This window comes from Nocardia sp. NPDC101769 (assembly GCF_044766925.1).
Taxonomy (GTDB): domain Bacteria; phylum Actinomycetota; class Actinomycetes; order Mycobacteriales; family Mycobacteriaceae; genus Nocardia.
The window spans coordinates 344237-363422 of sequence record NZ_JBIWMX010000002.1; the positions used below are offsets into that span (position 1 = coordinate 344237).

The window sequence follows — 19186 nt, forward strand, 5'->3', positions numbered from 1 at the left end:
CTCTTTTCTGTCGGCCGCAACGGCAGGGACTCAGGCAACCTGCGCGACAATACACGCGTTGGGCCTCGAAAAACGAACCGGTGGACGATCGATTACGTCACTCTAACGCCGGGATTCGTTCAGCTGGCCCGTGCGACTTCTGACGAGAGTGTGACCTCGGACCGCCGGGAGCGGCTCGCGGTGACGGAAAGTCAGCCCGCGGTGACCGAAAGGTCGTCGAACACCACTTCACCCGCGGCATCGGACTCGGCCAGATCCACGATGGCGTCGATGGACCAGCCGTGGTCACCGTTGGGGTCGTCGAGCACCTGCCGGACATCCCAGAATCCCGGCCGCTGCTCGACCCGGAAGAGCTGTGGTCCACGGGCATTCGGACCGGTCCCGATGGTCTCGTATTCGTCGAAATAGGGGCCGAGTTCGGCCGCCCAGTCCAGATCGTCGCCCATCTCGGCCAGCGCGTCCCAGCGCCGCAGCGCGGCCAGGTCCACCCGCCGGAACATGGCATTGCGCACCAGCACCCGGAACGCACGCTCATTGCCGGTGATCGGCCGTACGGTCTCGGCCCCGAACGCCACCTGCTGATCGTCGGACTCCGCACCGGGATTGGTGAGCTGCTCCCACTCGTCGAGCAGGCTGGAGTCGACCTGCCGGATGAGTTCGCCGAGCCATTCGGTGATGTCGTCGAGTTCCTCGGTGCGCGCCTGCTCGGGCACGGTTCGCCGCAGTGCGCGATACGCGTCGGCCAGATACCGCAGCACCACGCCCTCGGAGCGAGCCAGCTCGTAGCCCGACACCAATTCGGCGAAGGTCATGGACCGCTCGACCATCTCGCGCACCACGGATTTGGGGGAGGGCTCGAACTCCGACACCCAGGGGTGCCCGGCCTTGTAGGTCTCGAACGCGGGCTCGATGAGCTCGGCGGCCAGGGGCTTGGGCCAGGTGACCTCTTCGAGGAGTTCCATGCGCTCCTCGTATTCGATCCCGTCGGCCTTCATCTCCGCGACCGCCTCGCCGCGCGCCTTGTGCTGCTGTGCCATGAGCAGCTGGCGCGGATCCTCGAGGGTGGACTCGATGAGTGAGATCACATCGAGGGTGTAGGTCTGCGACTCCTTGTCGAGCAGTTCCAGTGCCGCCAGTGCGAACGGCGAGAGCGGCTGGTCGAGCGCGAAATCGCGCTGCAGGTCGACCATGAGCCGGGCATGGCGTCCGTACCGGTCGGGTTCGTCGAGTTGCTGGACCACGCCCGCGTCCCGCAGCGCCCGGTACAGCCGGATCGCCTTGAGGATGTGCTTGCGCTGCGCGGCCCGCGGCTCATGGTTCTCCTCCAGCAGATGTCGCATGGCGTAGAAGCAATTGCCTTTGCGTGCAATCACATTCAGCAGCATGGAGTTGGTCACGTTGAACCGCGACACCATGGGTTCGGGCGAGGCCGCCACCAGCCGGTCGAAGGTGTCCTCCGACCAGGACACGAAACCCTCGGGCGGCTTCTTCTTCTGGACCTTCTTGAGCTTCTTCGGGTCGTCGCCCGCCTTGGCAATGAGTCGCGCGTTCTCCACCTCGTGCTCGGGAGCCTGCACGACGACCGTACCCAGGGTGTCGTAACCCGCGCGTCCCGCCCGGCCCGCGATCTGATGGAACTCGCGGGCATTGAGCCTGCGCGTGCGCACGCCGTCGAACTTGGTGAGTCCGGTCAGCATCACGGTGCGAATCGGCACATTGATACCGACACCGAGGGTGTCGGTGCCGCACACCACCTTCAGCAGCCCGTCCTGGGCGAGCTTCTCGACCAGTCGCCGGTACTTGGGCAGCATGCCCGCGTGGTGCACGCCGATGCCGTGGCGGATGAACCGCGACAGCGTCTTGCCAAAGCCGGTGGCGAAGCGGAACTCGCCGATGGCCGCGGCGATGGCCTCCTTCTCGGCCTTGGACGAGACATTGACGCTCATCAGCGCCTGCGCCCGCTCCATGGCCGCGGCCTGGGTGAAGTGCACGACGTACACCGGCGCGAGGCTGGTGGTCACCAGATCCTCGAGCGTCTCGGTGATGGGTGTGCGCACATACGAAAAGCTCAGCGGCACCGGCCGTTCCGAACCGGACACCACGGCGGTCTCGCGGCCCGTGCGCCGGGTCAGGTCCTCGGCGAAGAAGTCGACCTCCCCGAGCGTGGCCGACATGAGCAGGAACTGCGCCCCGGGCAGTTCGATCAGCGGCACCTGCCACGCCCAGCCGCGATCGGGGTCGGCGTAGTAGTGGAACTCGTCCATGATCACCTGGCCGATGTCGGCGGAAGCGCCTTCGCGCAGCGCCAGATTCGCCAGGATCTCCGCGGTGGCGCAGATGATCGGCGCCTCCGGATTCACCGCGGCGTCGCCGGTCACCATGCCCACCCGGTCTGCCCCGAAGACGTCGCACAGCGCGAAGAACTTCTCGCTCACCAGCGCCTTGATCGGCGCGGTGTAGTAACTGCGCTGGCCCCGATTGAGCGCGGCGAAGTGCGCGCCCAGCGCGACCAGCGACTTCCCGGACCCGGTCGGGGTGTTCAGGATGACGTTCGACCCTGTGACCAGCTCCAGCAGCGCTTCTTCCTGCGCCGGATACAGATTCAGGCCGGCCGAGCTCGCCCAGTCGGCGAAGGTCTCGTACAACCAGTCCGGGTCCACGTCGGATACGGCACGGTCGGGAACCAATTCGGACAGCTGCACGCCGCCCAACGTTACCGGTAGCCGCCGTGGACGCCGGTAGCGACCACTACCGCAGCGGCGGGTTCTCCGGTCCGTCGCCGTCGGCGTAGCCGGCCTGCTCGGCCAGGAAGCGCTCGAACTCCGCACCCAGCTCGTCGCCGGTGGGCAGGTCGTTCTCACTGGCCAGCAGACTGGACTGGCGTTTCTGGGCGGTGACGAAGCTGTCGTACTGGCGTTCCAGCGCAGCCACCACGGTCTCCACCTCGGAGTTGCCGGCGATCTGCTCGTTGACCTGTTCGCGCACTCGCGCGGCGGCGTCGGTGAGCGCGGCCAGCGGCAGTTCGAGGCCCGCGTTCTCGGCGACGTTCTCCAGCAGCGTCTGCGCGGCCTCCGGGTAGGCGGTCTGGGTCAGGTAGTGCGGCACATGGACCGAGAACCCGACCGACTCGTGGCCGTGCTGGGCCATCCGGAACTCCAGCAGCGAGGACGCGCTCCCCGGTACCTGCAGCTCACCCGGCCAGCGCTGGTGATCGCCGATCAGATCGGAGTCGGAGGCGTGCGCGGTGACGCCGAGGGGGCGGGTGTGCGGAATCGCCATGGGAATCGCGCTGAGACCGATGGTCCGCCGCACACCCAGCTGCTCGGCGAGCAGTCGCACCGCGGTGACGAACCGCTCCCAGCGCAGGTCCGGTTCCAGCCCGGCCAGCAGCAGGAACGGCGTGCCGGCGGTGTCCTTGAGAGCCCACAGGCTCAGTTCCGGCTCGGTGTAGTCGGAGAAGTGGTCGGTCTTGAAGGTCATCAGCGGCCGCCGCGAGCGGTAGTCGAGCAGCTCGTCCATGTCGAACGAGGCGACCAGTTCGTGCTCGAGGCTCTCCTTCAGATGCGTGGTGGCGAGGCGTACCGCGTGCCCGGCATCGGTGAAGCCCTCGAGGCCGTGCACCAGCACCGGACCTGAGCCGTCGGCGGACGACAGCTGCGGAGCCGGGAACTCCAGCTCGTACATTCGCGACTCGTAGTCCATCGCGTACTCCTTCCTGCGTGGCCCACTTACGCGACCAACCCACATTGTCCCTCATGCGCATGACAGGTGTGCACCACCCGCACTGGGTATGCAACAAGCCAGGCCCGGAAACGCATTCCCGGGAGTGTGCCGCGCGGCGTGGCATTCGGTGTGAACAGCCGATTTTCGGCATACTGGGCGGAGTGATCGCGCCCTTCCACACCCCCGCACGCAGCAGCCTCAGGACCGCGCACACCGTGGGGATCGTGGCGCTGGGCGGGTTGCTCGCCGCATGCGGGAGCACGGTTTCCGGTCATCCGATCGCCGCTCGCAATCCGATTCCGTCAGCCACCTCCGCCACCGGCCTGGCCGAACTGCTGCCAGATCCCTCGCAATTCCCGTCGCGGTACGCCGCTATCGTGCTGCCCGCCGCGGCCGCGAACCAGGCCGCCAATGATCTCGAGGGCTACCTGCCGGGGGCGCAAGTGGATCCGAACACCTGCGCCCCCGTCGCGCCCACCGCGGGCCCGGCGGTGGCGGTCGGCACCGACGACACCACCCGCGCCACCCTCACCGTGGCGCTCACCCGGTCGGGTCAACCGCTGTCGGCCCTGCGAGATCAGTTGCAGCGCTGCGAGACCGTGCGCGTCGGGCACTCCGGTGTCACCTCGGTGGTGACCACACAGCTGGATCCGGCGCCGCCGGTCAATGCCGACGACTCACTCGCGCTGCGCCGCACGGTCGGCACCGACAAGGGTGCGATCGGTCTCACCAGGACCATGCAGACGCTGGTGGGCCAGATCGGCGATGTGCGAATCGCGGTGACGTACATGACCTCCGGGTCCACCTCCGACAGCGAGGCCCTCGACGCCCTGTTCACCACCGCGGTGCGCAAGGTCCGCAAGGGCTGAGATCCGGGGAAGCGCAAGCGCTCGGACCCGGGGAAGGAGCCGACCTCTGCCCATCTCGGCTCCCGGGCCCGATCAGCAGACGGGAAGCGGGGTGGCCGATCCCGACGCGGAACCGCTACCCGCGGAACCGCTTCCGCCCGAGCCGCTGGCCGAGCCGCTGCCCGCGGAACCGCTTCCGCCCGAGCCGCTACCCGCGGACCCGCTGCTCGACGAGCCCGGGAACAGCGAGGAAACCGGCGGGCAGGAGCCGCCCTGGCCGACGACGTAGACGATGGTCGCCTGGGCGAGGCCCTGCCGGACGCCGACGGTGTAGGTGCCGTCGGAGGTGGGGTGCCAGGGCATGTTCGCCGCGGCTCCGGCACCGTACGAGGTCGGGGTGAGGGTGCCGATGACCGCCCCGTTCACCAGGAAGTCGACCGGACTGAGCTGGTCGGAGCCGGACAGCGAGGCCTGGATGGAGCAGCCGTTGGCGACAGAGCACGTCTTGTCGCTGGTGAGCCCGGCGACGTTGATGTTGTCGACCGCCGCCCCGGCCGGGGCGGCCAGTACCGAACCGGCCACGACCGCGAGCGCCGCGGCCGCGCAGGCGCCGGCGGCGGCCCGTCGCAGGTCCGGGGAGAGCTGATTACTCATGGGTGAATCCTTTCGGCGCGTTGAAGGGGTCGCGCCGGGCGGACTGTAACAGTGGCGGGCCGTTCAATTGAGCGAAATCGCCACTGCTGCAACATGATTCGGTTATCGCATAACAGCGAAGCGGTCACCCGCCGGTTCGATAGCGCTGTACCAGCTCGGCACCGAGCCGGGCGAGTTCGGCGCGCACCGACTCCGGCTCGACCACCTCGAGGGCCGCGCCCCAGCCCGCCAGCTGCTGGGCGATCATGAGCGGCGTCGGCGCGGTGACCCGGGCTCGGACCCGCCCGTCGCCGGCCGTGCCGTCCAGAACGCAGTGCCGCCCTTGCTGTTTGCGCAGCACCGGCGCGAGCGTGGCCGGGATCAGCACGGTGGCCGAGAGGGCGGAGCGCTGCCGTTCGACCTCCTCGACCACCTCCGACCAGGCCGTCGGCAGGTCGAAATCCTCCGGCCGGTGGGCGATCTCGTCGGTGATCGCCAGGGTGGAGATCCGATCCACGCGGAAGGTCCGCTGCCCGTGCTCGGTTCCGGCCACCAGGTACCAGTTGCCGTCCTTGTCCACCAGGCCCCACGGATCGACCACCCGCTCGGTCCGCTGCCCGGCCCGGTCGTAGGCGAACCGGATCCGTCGGCGGCGCACCACCGCTCGCTGCAACTCGTCCACAAGGGCGGGCGGCCGCTGATCCGAACCGCCCCAGCGGGCCGGGTCCACCGCGATCGCGCCTACCGCCGCCTCGGCCTCGGTGCGGAAGGGCTGCGGCAAGGCGCGCAACAGTTTCCGCAGGGCCGACCTGGCCGCGGGTGTGGCCGTCGCCACCGGGCCCAGCAGCAGGAACAGTGCCTGGGCCTCGGCGGCGGTGAGGCCGCTGAGGTCCGTGCGCGCGCCGCCCACCAGCGCCCAGCCGCCGCCGCGTCCGGGCTGCGGATAGATCGGAATCCCGGCCGTGGACAGGGCCTCCAGGTCCCGGCGCGCGGTGGCCACCGACACCTCGAGCTCGGTCGCGACCTCGGCCGCGGTCACCCGGCCCCGAGTCTGCAGGAACAGCAGGGTGGCCACCAATCGATCCGCGCGCATATCCGGAATTCTGCCCGGAAAAGTGCTCATTCGGTGAGCACTTTGAGCACGATGATGGATTCAGACCGAGAACCACCCCCGACCCAGGAGGACGACCATGCTGCGTGGAATGGCCACCGTGAACTACTTCGCCGACGATCTGGAGGCGGCCAAGGACTGGTACAGCGAACTGCTCGGTGTCGCACCGTATTTCACCGTGCCGGGCGGGTACTACGAGTTCCGCATCGGCGACTACCAGGCCGAGCTCGGGATCATCAACAGGAAGTTCGCGCCCTCCCACCCGGATGTCCCGGGCGGCCAGATCGTGAACTGGCACGTCGACGATGTGGCGGCCACCTTCGGGCGACTGCTCGACATGGGAGCCACCGTCTACGAGCCGATCATCGAACGCGGCGAGGGGACCGGGTTCGTGACGGCCTCGGTGGTGGACCCGTTCGGCAATGTCCTGGGCATCATGTCCAATCCGCACTACCTGGAGATCCTGGGTGAGTCGCGGCCGTGATGAATCGTTCTCGGCATGGCGCGGTACTCCTTCCGGCGCTGCGCAGGATCAGTGCCGAGGCGGACTGTAACAGCGTGACCGCGGCCGCTCGGCCAAAATGAAACGAATACATTTCAAGTCTGGGTTCGGCAGTTCGGGCGCACGGTAGCAGCGGGCACCGACAGCTCGCGGCCGTGGCGGCCCGGGGCGCGCCGAGCAGTCCACGGCGCGCCGGAACATCCACAGCCTCGGCGAAACCCGAGGTCGGCCGCCCGGGGCGGTCTGCGGCGCGGCGCACTCTCGACGGCATGAACGCACCCAACGAACCCACCCCGCCCGTCGAGCCCACTCCACCCGTCGAGTCGAAGTCGGCCGTCGAGCCCGAGCCACCAGATCGCCCCGAACATGCCGCCGATCCTCCGTTCGAAGATCCCGGGGAGCGGCTGCGGGCGCCCGGTGATCTGATCGCGGCCGTCCCGGCCATGCTCGGGTTCATGCCCGCCCGATCGCTGGTCGTGACGGTGCTGCGAGCGGATCCGGCCGCGCCCGACATCGCGGCGGTCGAGGTGGTGACCCGGATGGATCTGGACAATCCCGGGCGGAGTGCGATGGGGATGCTGGTCGAGCGGGTCGCGGGCATCTGCGTACGGCACCGGGCCGTCGCGGCGCTCGCCCTCGTCGTCGACGACCGGGCCACGGTGCCGACCCGCGAGCACCGGGGCGTGCGGGCGCGTAAGCACCACGATCTCGTTGCGGCGCTGGAACATCGGCTCGATGTCGACGCCGTGTCGCTGGCCGGGGCCTGGGCGGTGCAGGCCATCGGTGCGGAACTTCCGTGGTGGACGCTGACCGGACCGTGGTCGCGCGGACTGCAGCCGGATCCGACGGCCTCGATGGTGACGCTGCGGCACGTGCTGGCGGGCCGGCCGCTGCGTGGTTCCCGGCGGGAGCTGACCGATATCCTCGCCGTCGACCCGGTGGCGCGCGACGCCACCGCCACCGCCCTGGATGCGGCGGTCGCTGCCGCGGTCCGCCGGCTGGCCCGGATTGTGCAGCACGGTGATCCGCGCGTGCAGTTACGGGTCGAGGTATGCCGGGTGCTGCGCTACCTGGAACGAGTCGAGGCCGGTGCCCGGCTGACGCCGGCCGAGGTGGCGGATGTGGCCGTGGCGCTGCGGGATTCGGCACTGCGCGACATCATGTTCGGGCTCGCTCCGGGCCCGCGCGCCGACGGCGCGGAGGCGCTGTGGCTCCAGCTGGCGCGGGCGCTGCCGGATCCGGATCGCGCCGAAGCGGCGGCGCTGGTGGGCTATTGCGCCTACACGCGCGGGGACGGCCCGCTCGCGGGCGTGGCGCTGGACGCCGCGCTGGCCGCCGATCCGAAGCACCGCATGGCGATGCTGCTGGACCTCGGCTTACAGACGGGCCTGCGACCGGAGCGGCTGGGCCGCCTCGCAGACTCCGGCCGGGAGGCGGCCGCCGAACTCGGCATCCACCTCGGGCCGGAGCCGCGATGACAATGCGACCGGCGCCGCGGACTCAGCGCGCGCTGTGCGCGCGGTCGCCCAGCGAGCGCAGGAAATCCCAGGCGTCGGAGACGATCTCGTCGAGATCGGTGTGCTCGGGCCGCCAGCCGAGTTCGGCGATGGCCTTGGCGCTGGAGGCGATCAGCACGGCCGGGTCACCGGCGCGGCGCGGCGCGTCCGCCGAATTGATCGGCAGGCCCGTCACCCGCGCGCACGCCGAAATGACCTCGCGCACCGAGAAACCGGTGCCGCTGCCCAGATTGAAGATGCGGTGCACGCCCGGTTGCGACTGCACCAGCGCCCGCAGGTGCGCCTGCGCCAGATCACGAATGTGGATGTAGTCGCGCACCGCGGTGCCGTCCGGCGTCGGGTAGTCGGTGCCGAACACCGAGATCGACTCACGATGACCCAGTGCGGTCTGCAACACCAGGGGGATGAGATGGGTTTCCACCACACGGTTCTCGCCGAGCCCGGCATACGCGCCGGCCACATTGAAGTAGCGCAGGCTGGTCGCGGCCAGACCGTGCGCCGCCGCGTACGAAGTGATGGCGTAGTCGATGGACAGCTTCGATGCGCCGTACGGATTGGTCGGCTGCTTGAGTGCGTCCTCGACGATCGGCACCTGCTCCGGCTCGCCGTACACGGCCGCGGTGGAGGAGAACACCAGCCGCGGGGTGCCCGCGTCTCGCATGGCCTCGAGCAGCGAGAGGGTCTTCACCACATTGCCGTGCCAGTACTTCTCCGGCGCTACCACCGATTCGCCGACCAGCGACTGGGCCGCGAAATGCAGCACGCCATCGAAGGATTCGGCCGCGATGAGCTCGGCGCCCGCGGTGGCGATATCGCCCTCGACGAACTTGGCCCCGGCCGGGACGCCGTCGGCATTGCCGGTGGACAGATCATCGACGACCACGACCTCGTGGCCGTCCTCGAGCAGAACCTGCGCGCAGACGCCACCGACGTAGCCGGCGCCTCCGGTAACCAGAAGCTTCACGTATCAGACCAACTTCACTTGGACGGCATGCGCCATCTCGTCGGACAGTTCGAATCCCTCATGGCCGGGCACCGAGATGATCACCGCACCCGGTTTGGTCTCCACGGTCACGCGGGCATCGGGCACCACGCCCGCCTCCCGGAGTTGATTGATGGTCTCCGGATCGGTCTGGATGTGCTCCGAGAGCCGGCGCACCACCACGGCCTGCGCCTGCCCGGTCGGCAGATCGCTGAGCCGGACGAGCTTCTCGTCGGCCGAGGCATTGGCCTGCAGGCCCAGTTCGTCCAGGCCCGGAATGGGATTGCCGTAGGGGGAGGTGGTGGGGTGGTTGAGCACCTCGACCAGACGGCGTTCGACCTCCTCGCTCATCACGTGCTCCCAGCGGCACGCCTCGGCGTGGACGTTCTCCCACTCCAGCCCGATGATGTCGACCAGCAACCGCTCGGCGAGCCGGTGCTTGCGCATCACTGCGACCGCCATGGCGCGGCCCTTCTCGGTCAGTTCGAGGTGGCGATCACCGGCAACGGTCAGCAGGCCGTCGCGCTCCATCCGCGCGACCGTCTGACTCACGGTCGGGCCGCTCTGCTCGAGACGTTCGGCGATGCGCGCGCGCAGCGGCGTGACACCCTCCTCCTCGAGGTCGTAGATGGTACGGAGATACATCTCCGTGGTGTCGACCAGATCCTTCACCTGTTAAACCCCTTCGTCGGCACGAATTCTACCCATGCACGGCGGCTGCACCGGGCGACAGCTTATTTCGCGAACGCACTGTCAACACCCAGGACGGGCAGCGTGTTCCCTGCGGGTTCTTCGAGCGCACACAGCGTCGGCGATACCCTGCCATCCCGGTACGACAGCATTGCGGTGCCCAAAGCGTACGAACTCGTGCGACGCATTAGCGTGGCAGGTATGCCTGGCCGAGTTCGTGGTGACGGAACCCCCATTGGCGATGGAACCGCTGCCGGCGATGGAACCATCGTCTGGTCCGACCGGTTCCTCGATTACACCTGGACCCCGGAGCATCCCATGCGGCCGGTGCGGCTGCAGTTCACCATGGCGCTCGCCGAGGGGCTCGGACTGCTCGACGGTGTGGAGCGGATCACACCCGGGGCGGCCGCGGAATCGGAACTGCTGCGGGTGCACACCCACGACTACATCGAGGCGGTCAAGCACGCTCAGCAACCTCCCGGACCCGCTCCGACCGCGCCGCCCTACGGACTCGGCTCGGCCGACAATCCGGTCTTCCCGCACATGCACGAGGCGGCCTCGGTGATCGTGGGCGGCACCCTGGCCGCGGCGCAGGAGATCGCGGCCGGGCGCACCCGGCGGGCGGTGAGCATCGGTGGTGGCATGCATCACGCCATGCCGGCCTCGGCAGCGGGGTTCTGTGTGTACAACGATGTAGCGGTGGCGATTTCGTGGTTGCTGGACAACGGGTTCGACCGCATCGCCTATGTCGATGTGGATGTGCACCACGGTGACGGCGTGCAGCGGGTGTTCTACGGCGACCCGCGCGTGCTGACCATCTCGGTGCACCAGCACCCGGCGACGCTGTGGCCCAACACCGGATGGCCGGAGGAGACGGGCTCGGGTCCGGCCGAGGGGACCGCGATCAATCTGCCGATCATGCCCGGTACCCGGGATCCGTTGTGGCTGCGCGGTTTCCATGCCGTGGTGCCGGGCGCGCTGGCGGCGTTCCGGCCGCAGATCGTGATCAGCCAGTGCGGGGTCGACACTCATCGCGAGGATCCGCTGGCGGATCTGGAGCTCACCGTGGACGGTCAGCGCACGGCCTTCATCGCCATGCGCGATCTCGCCGACCGGTACGCCGAGGGCCGCTGGCTGGCGGTCGGCGGCGGCGGGTACGGGCTGATCCGGGTGGTGCCCCGGGCCTGGACCCATTTGCTGGCAACCGCTCTGGACCGCACCATCGATCCCGCCACCCCGACGCCGCCGCAGTGGCGTGAGCAGGTGGGCGCCTACGCGCCCATGGTCGCCGTGCCCGAGAGCATGGGCGACGGGGCGGACATCGGTTTCGCGCGCTGGGACGGCCCCGGGGGCGGCCGCGAAACCGGGGACGAGCGCGCCGACCGCGCCCGCCGGGCTCTCGACATATCCGTATTGGCTACGCGCCGGGCGAGTTTCGGCCTGCTCGGCCTGGATCCGGAGGATCCCCGTGACTGACTCCGCCGCCCCGCCCCTGCCGTCGGACATGCCCGGCACACCCGTGAATCCGCCTCCGCCGCCGGAGCATTGGTTCGCCGACGTGCTGGCCTCCGACGGTGGCGTGGTGGGATTGCGGCCGATCACCCCCGACGACGCGGAGGCGCTGGAGCGTTTCCACGAGGGGTTGTCGGACCGCACCCGGTATCTGCGGTACTTCGGTCCGTACCCACGCATGACGCCGAAGGATCTGTACCGGACCACGCACGTCGACTATCGGGACCGGGTCGGGCTGGTGACCGAGCTCGGCGACGAGATCATCGCGGTGGGCCGCTACGAGTACCTGGCCGATCGGCCGGGACCCCGTGCGGCCGAGGTGGCCTTCGTGGTCGCCGATGGCCATCAGGGGCGTGGGCTGGGTTCGATTCTGCTCGAGCATCTGGCGGGCGCGGCGGCCGAGAACGATATCGAGACCTTCGTGGCCGAGGTGCTGGCCGAGAACAATGCCATGGTGCAGGTGTTCCGGGATGCCGGATATCAGGTGCAGCGCAGTCGCGACGGGTCGGTGCTGCATCTGGAGTTCGCCGTCGACCCCACCGAGGCGCTGCTGTCGGTGCGGGATTCGCGGGAGCGGGCCTCGGAGGCGCGCAGTGTCGGGAACCTGTTGTCGCCCAAGTCCATCGCGGTGATCGGGGCGACGCCGTCGACCAGCCGAGTGGGCGGCGCGGTGCTGGCCAACCTGCTGTCGGGGGCCTACCAGGGACCGGTGTTCCCGGTGAACCGCAATCGCACGGCGGTGCGCGGGGTGCGGGCGTATCCGACGGTGCGCGACATTCCCGACGAGGTCGATCTGGCGGTGATCGCGGTGCCCGCCACCGAGATCGGGTCGGTGCTCGACGATTGCATGGCCAAGGGCGTCAAGGGTCTGGTGGTGCTGACCGCCGGATTCTCCGAGACCGGGCCGTACGGCTATCAGGCCGAGAGGGAGCTGGTCGACGCGGCGCGGGCGCACGGCATGCGGGTGGTGGGGCCGAGCGCGCTCGGTATCGCCAATACCGATCCGCGGATCGCCCTGAACGCAACCCTCGCACCCGTGCTGCCCGGGCGCGGGCGCATCGGATTCTTCTGCCAGTCCGGACCATTGGGCGCGGCCATTCTCGGTGAGGCGGCGGCGCGGCAGCTGGGACTGTCCACCTTCGTCTCGGCCGGTAACCGCGCCGACGTCTCCGGCAACGACCTGCTCCAGTACTGGGACAGCGATCCGGACACCGATGTGGTGCTGCTGTACCTGGAGACCTTCGGCAATCCGCGCAAGTTCTCCCGCATCGCGCGGCGGGTCGCGCACACCAAACCCATTGTGGCCGTGAACAGCGGCCGCAACGCCGCACCGGTGGACGGGGACCGCGACCTGGATCGGTCGCTGGTGCGGAATCTGTTCGCGCAGGCCGGGATCATCCAGGTCGATTCCATCACCGAGCTTTTCGACTGCGCCATGCTGCTGGCCTATCAGCCGTTGCCCGCCGGGCCGCGCCTGGCCGTGGTCGGCAACAGCGCCGCACTGAGCTGGCTGGCGGTCGACGCGGCGCGCGGGGAGGGACTCGAGGTCGATGAGCCCACCGACCTCGGGCCGCAGGCGAGTCCGGCGGACTACCTGACCGCCGTCGCCGCGGCGGTCACCGACCAGGCCGTGGACGCGGTTATCGTCATCTATTCGCCGCCGGTGCCGACGGCGGTCGCCTCCTATGCCGAGGCCATTCGCTCCGGCGCCCAATCCGATCCCGCCACACCGGTTCTCGCCACCTTCGTCGCCGATCAGGGCATGCCCAACCTGCTCGCCACGCGCGGGCTGGGCGGAGTTCTCGAGCGCGGTTCCATTCCCTCCTACGGGGATCCGGAACGGGCCGCGCGGGCGCTGGCCCGGGCGCGCCGCTACGCCGACTGGCGTACCCGCCCGCTGTCGCCGGTGGTCCGTCCGGGCGGCGTCGATACCGCGCGGGCACGGGAACTGGTGGCGGAGTGGATGAACGAGGACTCGGCACACTGGCTCACCGACCTGCAGGCGGCGGAACTGCTGGGCTGCTATGGAATTCGCGTGGTGGAGTTCCGCGAGGTGCTCGACGCCGACGCCGCGGTGGACGCGGCCGAGGAGCTGGGGTTCCCGGTGGCGGCCAAGGCGACCGGCGAAATGTGGCGCAATCGGCCGGATCTCACCGGGGTGCGGCTGGATCTGTGGCGCCCGGACGCGGTGCGGCGCGCGTTCACCGACCTGAGCGAGATCTCGGGCAATCCGGTGCACATTCAGCGTATGGCCACCAAGGGCGTGGGCTGCACCTTCCGGGTGCAGGACGACCCGTCGTTCGGTTCGGTCATCAGTTTCGGGCTCTCGGGCACCATCATCGATCTGCTCGGCGATCACGTCTACCGGGCGCTGCCGCTGACCGAGGCGGAGTCGGCCGAACTCATCGACGCGCCCCGCGCCGCCCCGCTGCTGTCGGGCACCGTGGGCGGCCGCGATATCGGCAAACCGGTGGACAAGGGCGCGCTGGCCGAACTGGCGCAACGGATCTCGGCGCTCTGCGACGACCTGCCGGAGGTACGGGAGCTGCAGTGCGAACCGGTACTGGCCTCGCCGGAGGGCGCGGCCGTGCTGTACGGACGGGTGCGGATCGGGCCGGAACCCAACAGGTTCGACATCGGTCCGCGCCGGATGGGTTGAGCGGCCGCCCCGAGCGGCCCGGGACACCAAGAAGCAGTGCTTCGGAGAGGCGAACGTAGTGCAGGCAAACCAGATCGAGACAGCGACCGCGCCGCTGCGCGACGACATCCGGTTCCTCGGCGGGATCCTCGGTGACACCATTCGCGACCACGAGGGTGCGGAGATCTTCGACCTGATCGAGCGGGTCCGGGTGGAGGCCTTCCGGATTCGCCGTTCCGAGGTGGAGCGCAGCGCGGTGGCCGACATGCTGCGCGATGTCGACATCCGCACCGCCATCCCGGTGATCCGCGCCTTCAGCCACTTCCTGCTGCTGGCCAATCTGGCCGAGGACCTGCAGCGGGATCGGCGGCGCGCGGTGCACGTGGCGGCGGGGGAGCCGCCCCAGGATTCCAGCCTGGCCGCCACCTACCGCAAGCTCGACGCCACCGGACCGGACGGGGACGTGGTGGCCGACCTGCTCGCCGATGCCCTGGTGTCGCCGGTCATCACCGCGCATCCGACCGAGACCCGGCGCCGCACCATCTTCGATGTGCAGGCCCGGATCACCGAGCTCATGCGGCAGCGGCAGCGCTACAACAAATACGAGCCGGAGTTCGCCGAGCTCGAGGTCGATATCCGCCGGCAGGTGCTGCAGCTGTGGCGGGCGGCGCTGATCCGGCTGGCGCGCCTGCGGATTCAGGACGAGATCGAGGTCGGGCTGCGCTACTACGACCTGACGCTGTTCGATGTCATCCCGCGCATCAACGACCAGGTGCGGGCCGCGCTGCGATCGCGGTGGCCCGGACACGAACTACTGGCGCGCCCGATCCTGCGGCCCGGCTCGTGGATCGGCGGCGACCGGGACGGCAATCCCTTCGTCACCGCCGACGTGGTGCACCGGGCCACCCACCGCGCGGGTGCGGTCGCGTTCGACCGCTACCTCAAATCGCTGCTGGAACTGGAGAAGACGCTGTCGCAGTCGGCGCGGCTGGTGCCGGTGACCCCGGAACTGTCGGCTCTCGCCGACGCCGGATTCGACGATTCACCGCAGCGCGCCGACGAGCCGTACCGCCGCGCCCTCCGCGGTATCCGCGCGCGGCTGAGTGCCACCGCGTGCCGGGCGCTGGGGGAGATCCCCGCGGACGGCATCGATGTCGGCGCGCAGCCGTACGCCGGGCCCGCGCAGCTGCTGGCCGACCTGGGCGTGGTCGACGCGTCCATGCGCGCGTCCGGTGACGGGCTGCTGGCCGATGACCAGCTGGCCACGCTGCGGGCCGCGGTGCAGACCTTCGGGTTTCATCTGCAGGGCCTGGACATGCGCCAGAATTCCGAAACCCACGAGCAGGTCGTGGCCGAGCTGTTCGCCTGGGCCGGAGTGCATCCCGACTATGCCTCCCTCGACGAGGCGCGGCGGGTCGAGTTGCTGTCCGCCGAATTGACCACACGGCGGCCGCTGGTCGGACCGAGCGCGGTGCTGAGCGAGCTCGCCGCCAAGGAACTCGGAGTGGTGCGCGCCGCCAAGGCCGCGCTCGACGATCTGGGCCCGGACACCGTGCCCAACTACATCATCAGCATGTGCACCTCGGTGAGCGACATGCTCGAAGCCGCCCTGCTCCTGAAGGAGGCGAGCATCCTCGATCCGGGCGACGCGGGTACTCCGCCGTCCAGTCCGGTCGGGGTGGTGCCGCTGTTCGAGACCATCGACGACCTGCGCGACGGCGCCGAAATCCTCGGCGCCGCACTGGAAGTGCCCGCCTATCAGCGCCTGGTGGCCGCGCGTGGCATGCAGCAGGAGGTCATGCTCGGCTACTCCGACTCCAACAAGGACGGCGGGTATCTGGCCGCCAACTGGGCGCTGTATCGCGCCGAGCTGAACCTGGTGGAGGTGGCCCGTAAGACCGGAATCCGCCTGCGGCTCTTCCACGGTCGCGGCGGCACCGTCGGTCGCGGCGGTGGCCGCAGCTACGACGCCATCCTGGCCCAGCCCGCCGGTGCGGTGCGCGGTGCGCTGCGCCTGACCGAGCAGGGCGAGGTCATCTCCACCAAGTACGCCGATCCCGGCACCGCCTACCGCAATCTGGAGGCGCTCGTCGCGGGCACCCTGGAGTCCACCCTGCTCGATGTCGAGGGCCTGGGCGCGGATGCCGAACCCGCCTACGAAATGCTGGACGAGCTGGCCGAATTGGCCCGCACCGCGTACTCGAAGCTGGTCCACGAGACCCCCGGCTTCGTCGACTACTTCCGGGCTTCCACCCCGATCGCGGAGGTCGCCGACCTGAACCTGGGCAGCCGCCCCGCCTCCCGCAAGCCCACCAACTCCGTCTACGACCTGCGCGCCATCCCGTGGGTCATGGCCTGGAGCCAGTCCCGCGTCATGCTCCCCGGCTGGTATGGAACCGGCACCGCGTTCGAACAGTGGATCGGCGACGACCCGGCCCGCCTGGCCACCCTCTCCGACCTCTACCGCCGCTGGCCCTTCTTCCGAACCGTCCTCTCCAACCTGGCCCAGGTGATGGCCAAGGCGGACATGGACATCGCCGCCTCCTACGCCGACCTGGTCCCCGATAAAGCCCTGCGCGACACCGTCTTCCACATGATCTGCGGCGAGTTCACCCGTACCGCCCGTATGCACGCCGCCATCACGGGTACCGACGAACTCCTCGCCGACAACCCGGCCCTGGCCGAATCCATCCACAACCGGTTCCCGTACCTCGAACCCCTCAACCAGCTCCAGGTCGAACTGCTACGCCGCCGCCGTGCCGGCGACACCTCCGAACTGGTCGAGCGCGGCATCCTGCTCACCATGAACGGCCTCGCCACCGCACTCCGCAACTCCGGCTAGCCGCACACGGCCGTGACTCGGCTGCCCTCGGAGGGACTCGGCTGCCCCGGAAGGCTGGGGCAGCCGAGTTGAGTGGAATCCGAAAATTTCACACTCTACGAACGCTAGTGGTCGTCGACTCATCGGTGGGGTCACGGACAGAAGTGGCGGATGAGCACACCCTCACCGTCTCGCAGGGTAGCTCGTCGGACTCCGCCCCGGTCACGGTCGGTGCGGCCCCCGGTGGCAGCGCGTCGGCTCCGGCCACGACGAAGACCGGATCCGGTGGCGTCGGCAGCTTCGGTACCAGCAGCTTCGGTTCCTGAACTCCGCGTTCCGATCGCAGTCGCCACGGTGTCGAAATGCCGTGACCATTGATCGAAGTCATGCGTAGGAAAAACCCTACGGTTGACAGGTAGGGATAATCCTACCTATTGTCGGGTCATGCCGTACCGCACTAGATCCGGAACCGCCGATCGGGTGTTCGGGGCGCTGGCCAATCCCACCCGGCGCGACATCCTCGAGCTGCTGCTCGAGGGGGAGCAGTCGGTGCAGGTGATCGCGGAGCGCTTCGATATGGCGCGGCCCAGCGTGTCGGAGCATTTGAAGGTGCTGCGGGATGCGGGGCTGGTGGCCGAGGACAAGCGCGGCAGGCAGCGGTTCTACCGGGTGGAGCCGGAGCCGTTGCACGACTTGCAGTCCTGGCTCGATCCGTTCGAACGGTTCTGGCGGGCCCGGCTGCGCGACCTGGGCGCGGTGCTGGCCGCCATGCCCGACGATTCCGAGGAGAAGGACCGATGATGACCGACGACATCACCACGATCGAACTCGATCACTACTATCCGCATCCGCCGGAGAAGGTGTGGCGCGCACTCACCACGCCTGAACTCATGGGGCAGTGGATGATGCAGCCCATCGGTTTCGAGCCGGTGGTCGGCACGGTCTTCGCGATGAAGACCCAGCCCATGCCCGGCCAGAACTTCTCCGGCGAGATCCGCGGCGAGGTGCTGGAAGTCGTTGCGCCGCAACTGCTCAGCGTCAGCTGGAACGACGCGAAGTCCGATCGGGACAATGGCTGGGTGATCAGCTGGACCCTGCGGCCCGAGGGGCACGGCACCCGAATCCTGTTCAGCCACCGTGGTTTCGATCCGGAGGATCCGGTCATGCAGCGGGCGCGCAGCATCATGGGCGGCGGCTGGAAGGGCATGCTGGACCGGCTGGAGTCCGTCCTCGCGGACGCCTAGCCGGTCCAGCAGGACCCCCTGCTCGAGTCATCGGCATCGCCCTGATCGAGACCGGTCAGGGCGCGTCGTCAGGCCGTGAAGGCCGCCACGTGATCGCGCACCCAGTCGGCGTAGGTGCGTGGGGCGCGGCCGAGTACCCGCTCGAGATCACCGGTGACGATCTCGTTGCCGCCCGCACGGACATACGCCTGTCCGGCGAGGGCGCCGTCGGCGAACTCCTCGGACAGGCCGGCGCCGAGCATGAATTCGCGCGCCTGCGCCTCCGGCACGTCGGTGACGTCAACCCCGTGGCCGAGCGCTGCGGCCAGCACCGCCGCCTGATCATGGGTGCTGAGCACCTCGGGACCGGTGAGCGTGTACACCTGCCCGGAGTGCGCATCCGACAGCAGCGCGGCCACCGCGACCTCGGCGACATCCCGGGGATCGATGACACCCTGCCCAGCCGTACCGGTCATGTTCGGCACCGGCTGTCCCGCTCCCACCATGGCCGCCCAGCTCAATGTGTTCGAGGCGAAACTGCTGGGCCGCAGGATCGTCCACGCCACCCCGCTGTCGCGCACCGCCTGCTCACCCGGCAGGTGCCAGGTGCCGACCCGGCCCACTCCCGGCTCGCCGGTACCGATGGCGGACAGCTTCACCAGGCGTCGCACCCCGGCCGTGCGGGCTGTCGCCACCAGTGCGCGATCCAGTTCGACATACTCGGGACCGAGTTGCCCGATGAGGAAGGCCGCCTCCGCGCCGTCGAACGCGGCGGCCATGGACGGGGTGTCCGCGTAGTCGCCGCGCACCACCTCCACCCCGGCAGGCACCCGCGCTCCCTCCGGGTCCCGGGTCACCGCACGAACTTTCACACCCCGTTCGGCCAGCAACCGGACGACTTCACTACCGATGGTGCCCGTGGCACCGGTGATAACGATCATGCTCACCAGCCTGCCGAGCCGGCACGCCCGCACTCTAGGAAAAAC

General features: G+C 69.3%; 16 protein-coding genes. 9 read left to right on the forward strand and 7 right to left on the reverse strand.

Annotation, left to right across the window (positions count from 1 at the left end; translation table 11 throughout):
• Positions 1-191 precede the first annotated feature (191 nt).
• Together ACIRRA_RS04595 and ACIRRA_RS04600 are read right to left on the reverse strand one after the other, a co-directional pair.
• On the reverse strand, positions 192-2660 hold the full coding sequence (locus ACIRRA_RS04595; RefSeq protein ID WP_402763699.1) for a DEAD/DEAH box helicase: 2469 nt from the start codon (positions 2658-2660) through the stop codon (positions 192-194).
• 88 nt (positions 2661-2748) lie between these two features.
• A complete protein-coding gene (locus ACIRRA_RS04600) occupies positions 2749-3702 on the reverse strand; it encodes a proteasome assembly chaperone family protein (RefSeq protein WP_402763026.1) in 954 nt (317 codons plus the stop codon).
• Between the two features lie 182 nt (positions 3703-3884).
• Here ACIRRA_RS04600 and ACIRRA_RS04605 point away from each other — a divergent pair, with 182 nt between their 5' ends.
• Positions 3885-4592, forward strand: a complete 708-nt coding sequence (locus ACIRRA_RS04605) for a sensor domain-containing protein (RefSeq protein ID WP_402763029.1) — start codon at positions 3885-3887, stop codon at positions 4590-4592.
• A gap of 72 nt (positions 4593-4664) precedes the next feature.
• Here the strand turns inward: ACIRRA_RS04605 and ACIRRA_RS04610 are convergent, their stop codons facing one another.
• Both ACIRRA_RS04610 and ACIRRA_RS04615 read right to left on the reverse strand, forming a co-directional pair.
• A complete protein-coding gene (locus ACIRRA_RS04610; RefSeq protein WP_402763030.1) occupies positions 4665-5225 on the reverse strand; it encodes a hypothetical protein in 561 nt (186 codons plus the stop codon).
• A 124-nt stretch (positions 5226-5349) separates the two neighbouring features.
• A complete protein-coding gene (locus tag ACIRRA_RS04615; protein WP_402763033.1) occupies positions 5350-6297 on the reverse strand; it encodes a helix-turn-helix transcriptional regulator in 948 nt (315 codons plus the stop codon).
• Positions 6298-6394: 97 nt separating this feature from the next.
• Here ACIRRA_RS04615 and ACIRRA_RS04620 point away from each other — a divergent pair, with 97 nt between their 5' ends.
• Together ACIRRA_RS04620 and ACIRRA_RS04625 are read left to right on the forward strand one after the other, a co-directional pair.
• Complete coding sequence (locus tag ACIRRA_RS04620; protein WP_356998227.1) at positions 6395-6799, forward strand: VOC family protein; 405 nt, start codon at positions 6395-6397, stop codon at positions 6797-6799.
• Positions 6800-7086: 287 nt separating this feature from the next.
• On the forward strand, positions 7087-8295 hold the full coding sequence (locus ACIRRA_RS04625; protein ID WP_402763035.1) for a DUF4192 domain-containing protein: 1209 nt from the start codon (positions 7087-7089) through the stop codon (positions 8293-8295).
• Between the two features lie 22 nt (positions 8296-8317).
• On the opposite strand, the gene galE is transcribed toward ACIRRA_RS04625, so the two are convergent.
• On the reverse strand, positions 8318-9298 hold the full coding sequence (galE, locus tag ACIRRA_RS04630; protein WP_402763038.1) for a UDP-glucose 4-epimerase GalE: 981 nt from the start codon (positions 9296-9298) through the stop codon (positions 8318-8320).
• A 3-nt stretch (positions 9299-9301) separates the two neighbouring features.
• The gene (locus tag ACIRRA_RS04635) at positions 9302-9988 is read right to left on the reverse strand and encodes an iron dependent repressor, metal binding and dimerization domain protein (RefSeq protein ID WP_354837046.1); all 687 of its coding nucleotides are present in this window, start codon (positions 9986-9988) and stop codon (positions 9302-9304) included.
• A 219-nt stretch (positions 9989-10207) separates the two neighbouring features.
• Between ACIRRA_RS04635 and ACIRRA_RS04640 the strand changes: the two genes are divergently transcribed.
• From ACIRRA_RS04640 to ACIRRA_RS04665, 6 genes are all read left to right on the forward strand, one after another.
• Positions 10208-11482, forward strand: a complete 1275-nt coding sequence (locus tag ACIRRA_RS04640; protein ID WP_402763040.1) for an acetoin utilization protein AcuC — start codon at positions 10208-10210, stop codon at positions 11480-11482.
• Positions 11483-11510: 28 nt separating this feature from the next.
• The gene (locus tag ACIRRA_RS04645) at positions 11511-14177 is read left to right on the forward strand and encodes a GNAT family N-acetyltransferase (protein WP_402763701.1); all 2667 of its coding nucleotides are present in this window, start codon (positions 11511-11513) and stop codon (positions 14175-14177) included.
• A 58-nt stretch (positions 14178-14235) separates the two neighbouring features.
• Positions 14236-16998, forward strand: a complete 2763-nt coding sequence (gene ppc, locus ACIRRA_RS04650) for a phosphoenolpyruvate carboxylase (protein ID WP_402763043.1) — start codon at positions 14236-14238, stop codon at positions 16996-16998.
• A gap of 143 nt (positions 16999-17141) precedes the next feature.
• Positions 17142-17303, forward strand: a complete 162-nt coding sequence (locus tag ACIRRA_RS04655) for a hypothetical protein (RefSeq protein ID WP_402763045.1) — start codon at positions 17142-17144, stop codon at positions 17301-17303.
• Between the two features lie 118 nt (positions 17304-17421).
• Positions 17422-17778, forward strand: coding sequence for an ArsR/SmtB family transcription factor (locus ACIRRA_RS04660; RefSeq protein WP_402763046.1), 357 nt, complete (start codon positions 17422-17424; stop codon positions 17776-17778).
• Positions 17775-18221: an SRPBCC domain-containing protein gene (locus ACIRRA_RS04665; protein WP_402763049.1), complete on the forward strand. Its 447-nt coding sequence runs from the start codon at positions 17775-17777 to the stop codon at positions 18219-18221. Before ACIRRA_RS04660 ends, ACIRRA_RS04665 begins: the two co-directional genes overlap by 4 nt.
• A 68-nt stretch (positions 18222-18289) precedes the next feature.
• On the opposite strand, the gene ACIRRA_RS04670 is transcribed toward ACIRRA_RS04665, so the two are convergent.
• On the reverse strand, positions 18290-19141 hold the full coding sequence (locus ACIRRA_RS04670; RefSeq protein WP_402763052.1) for an NAD(P)H-binding protein: 852 nt from the start codon (positions 19139-19141) through the stop codon (positions 18290-18292).
• Between the last annotated feature and the right edge of the window lie 45 nt (positions 19142-19186).

Bases quoted from the DNA above. Each gene is read 5' to 3' on its own strand.
- ACIRRA_RS04670 (WP_402763052.1), bottom strand. From the start codon at position 19,141: ATGATCGTTATCACCGGTGCCACGGGCACCATCGGTAGTGAAGTCGTC.
- ACIRRA_RS04620 (WP_356998227.1), top strand. From the start codon at position 6,395: ATGCTGCGTGGAATGGCCACCGTGAACTACTTCGCCGACGATCTGGAG.
- ACIRRA_RS04615 (WP_402763033.1), bottom strand. From the start codon at position 6,297: ATGCGCGCGGATCGATTGGTGGCCACCCTGCTGTTCCTGCAGACTCGG.
- ACIRRA_RS04625 (WP_402763035.1), top strand. From the start codon at position 7,087: ATGAACGCACCCAACGAACCCACCCCGCCCGTCGAGCCCACTCCACCC.
- ACIRRA_RS04610 (WP_402763030.1), bottom strand. From the start codon at position 5,225: ATGAGTAATCAGCTCTCCCCGGACCTGCGACGGGCCGCCGCCGGCGCC.
- ACIRRA_RS04645 (WP_402763701.1), top strand. From the start codon at position 11,511: ATGCCCGGCACACCCGTGAATCCGCCTCCGCCGCCGGAGCATTGGTTC.
- ACIRRA_RS04665 (WP_402763049.1), top strand. From the start codon at position 17,775: ATGATGACCGACGACATCACCACGATCGAACTCGATCACTACTATCCG.
- ACIRRA_RS04660 (WP_402763046.1), top strand. From the start codon at position 17,422: ATGCCGTACCGCACTAGATCCGGAACCGCCGATCGGGTGTTCGGGGCG.
- ACIRRA_RS04640 (WP_402763040.1), top strand. From the start codon at position 10,208: ATGCCTGGCCGAGTTCGTGGTGACGGAACCCCCATTGGCGATGGAACC.
- ACIRRA_RS04600 (WP_402763026.1), bottom strand. From the start codon at position 3,702: ATGGACTACGAGTCGCGAATGTACGAGCTGGAGTTCCCGGCTCCGCAG.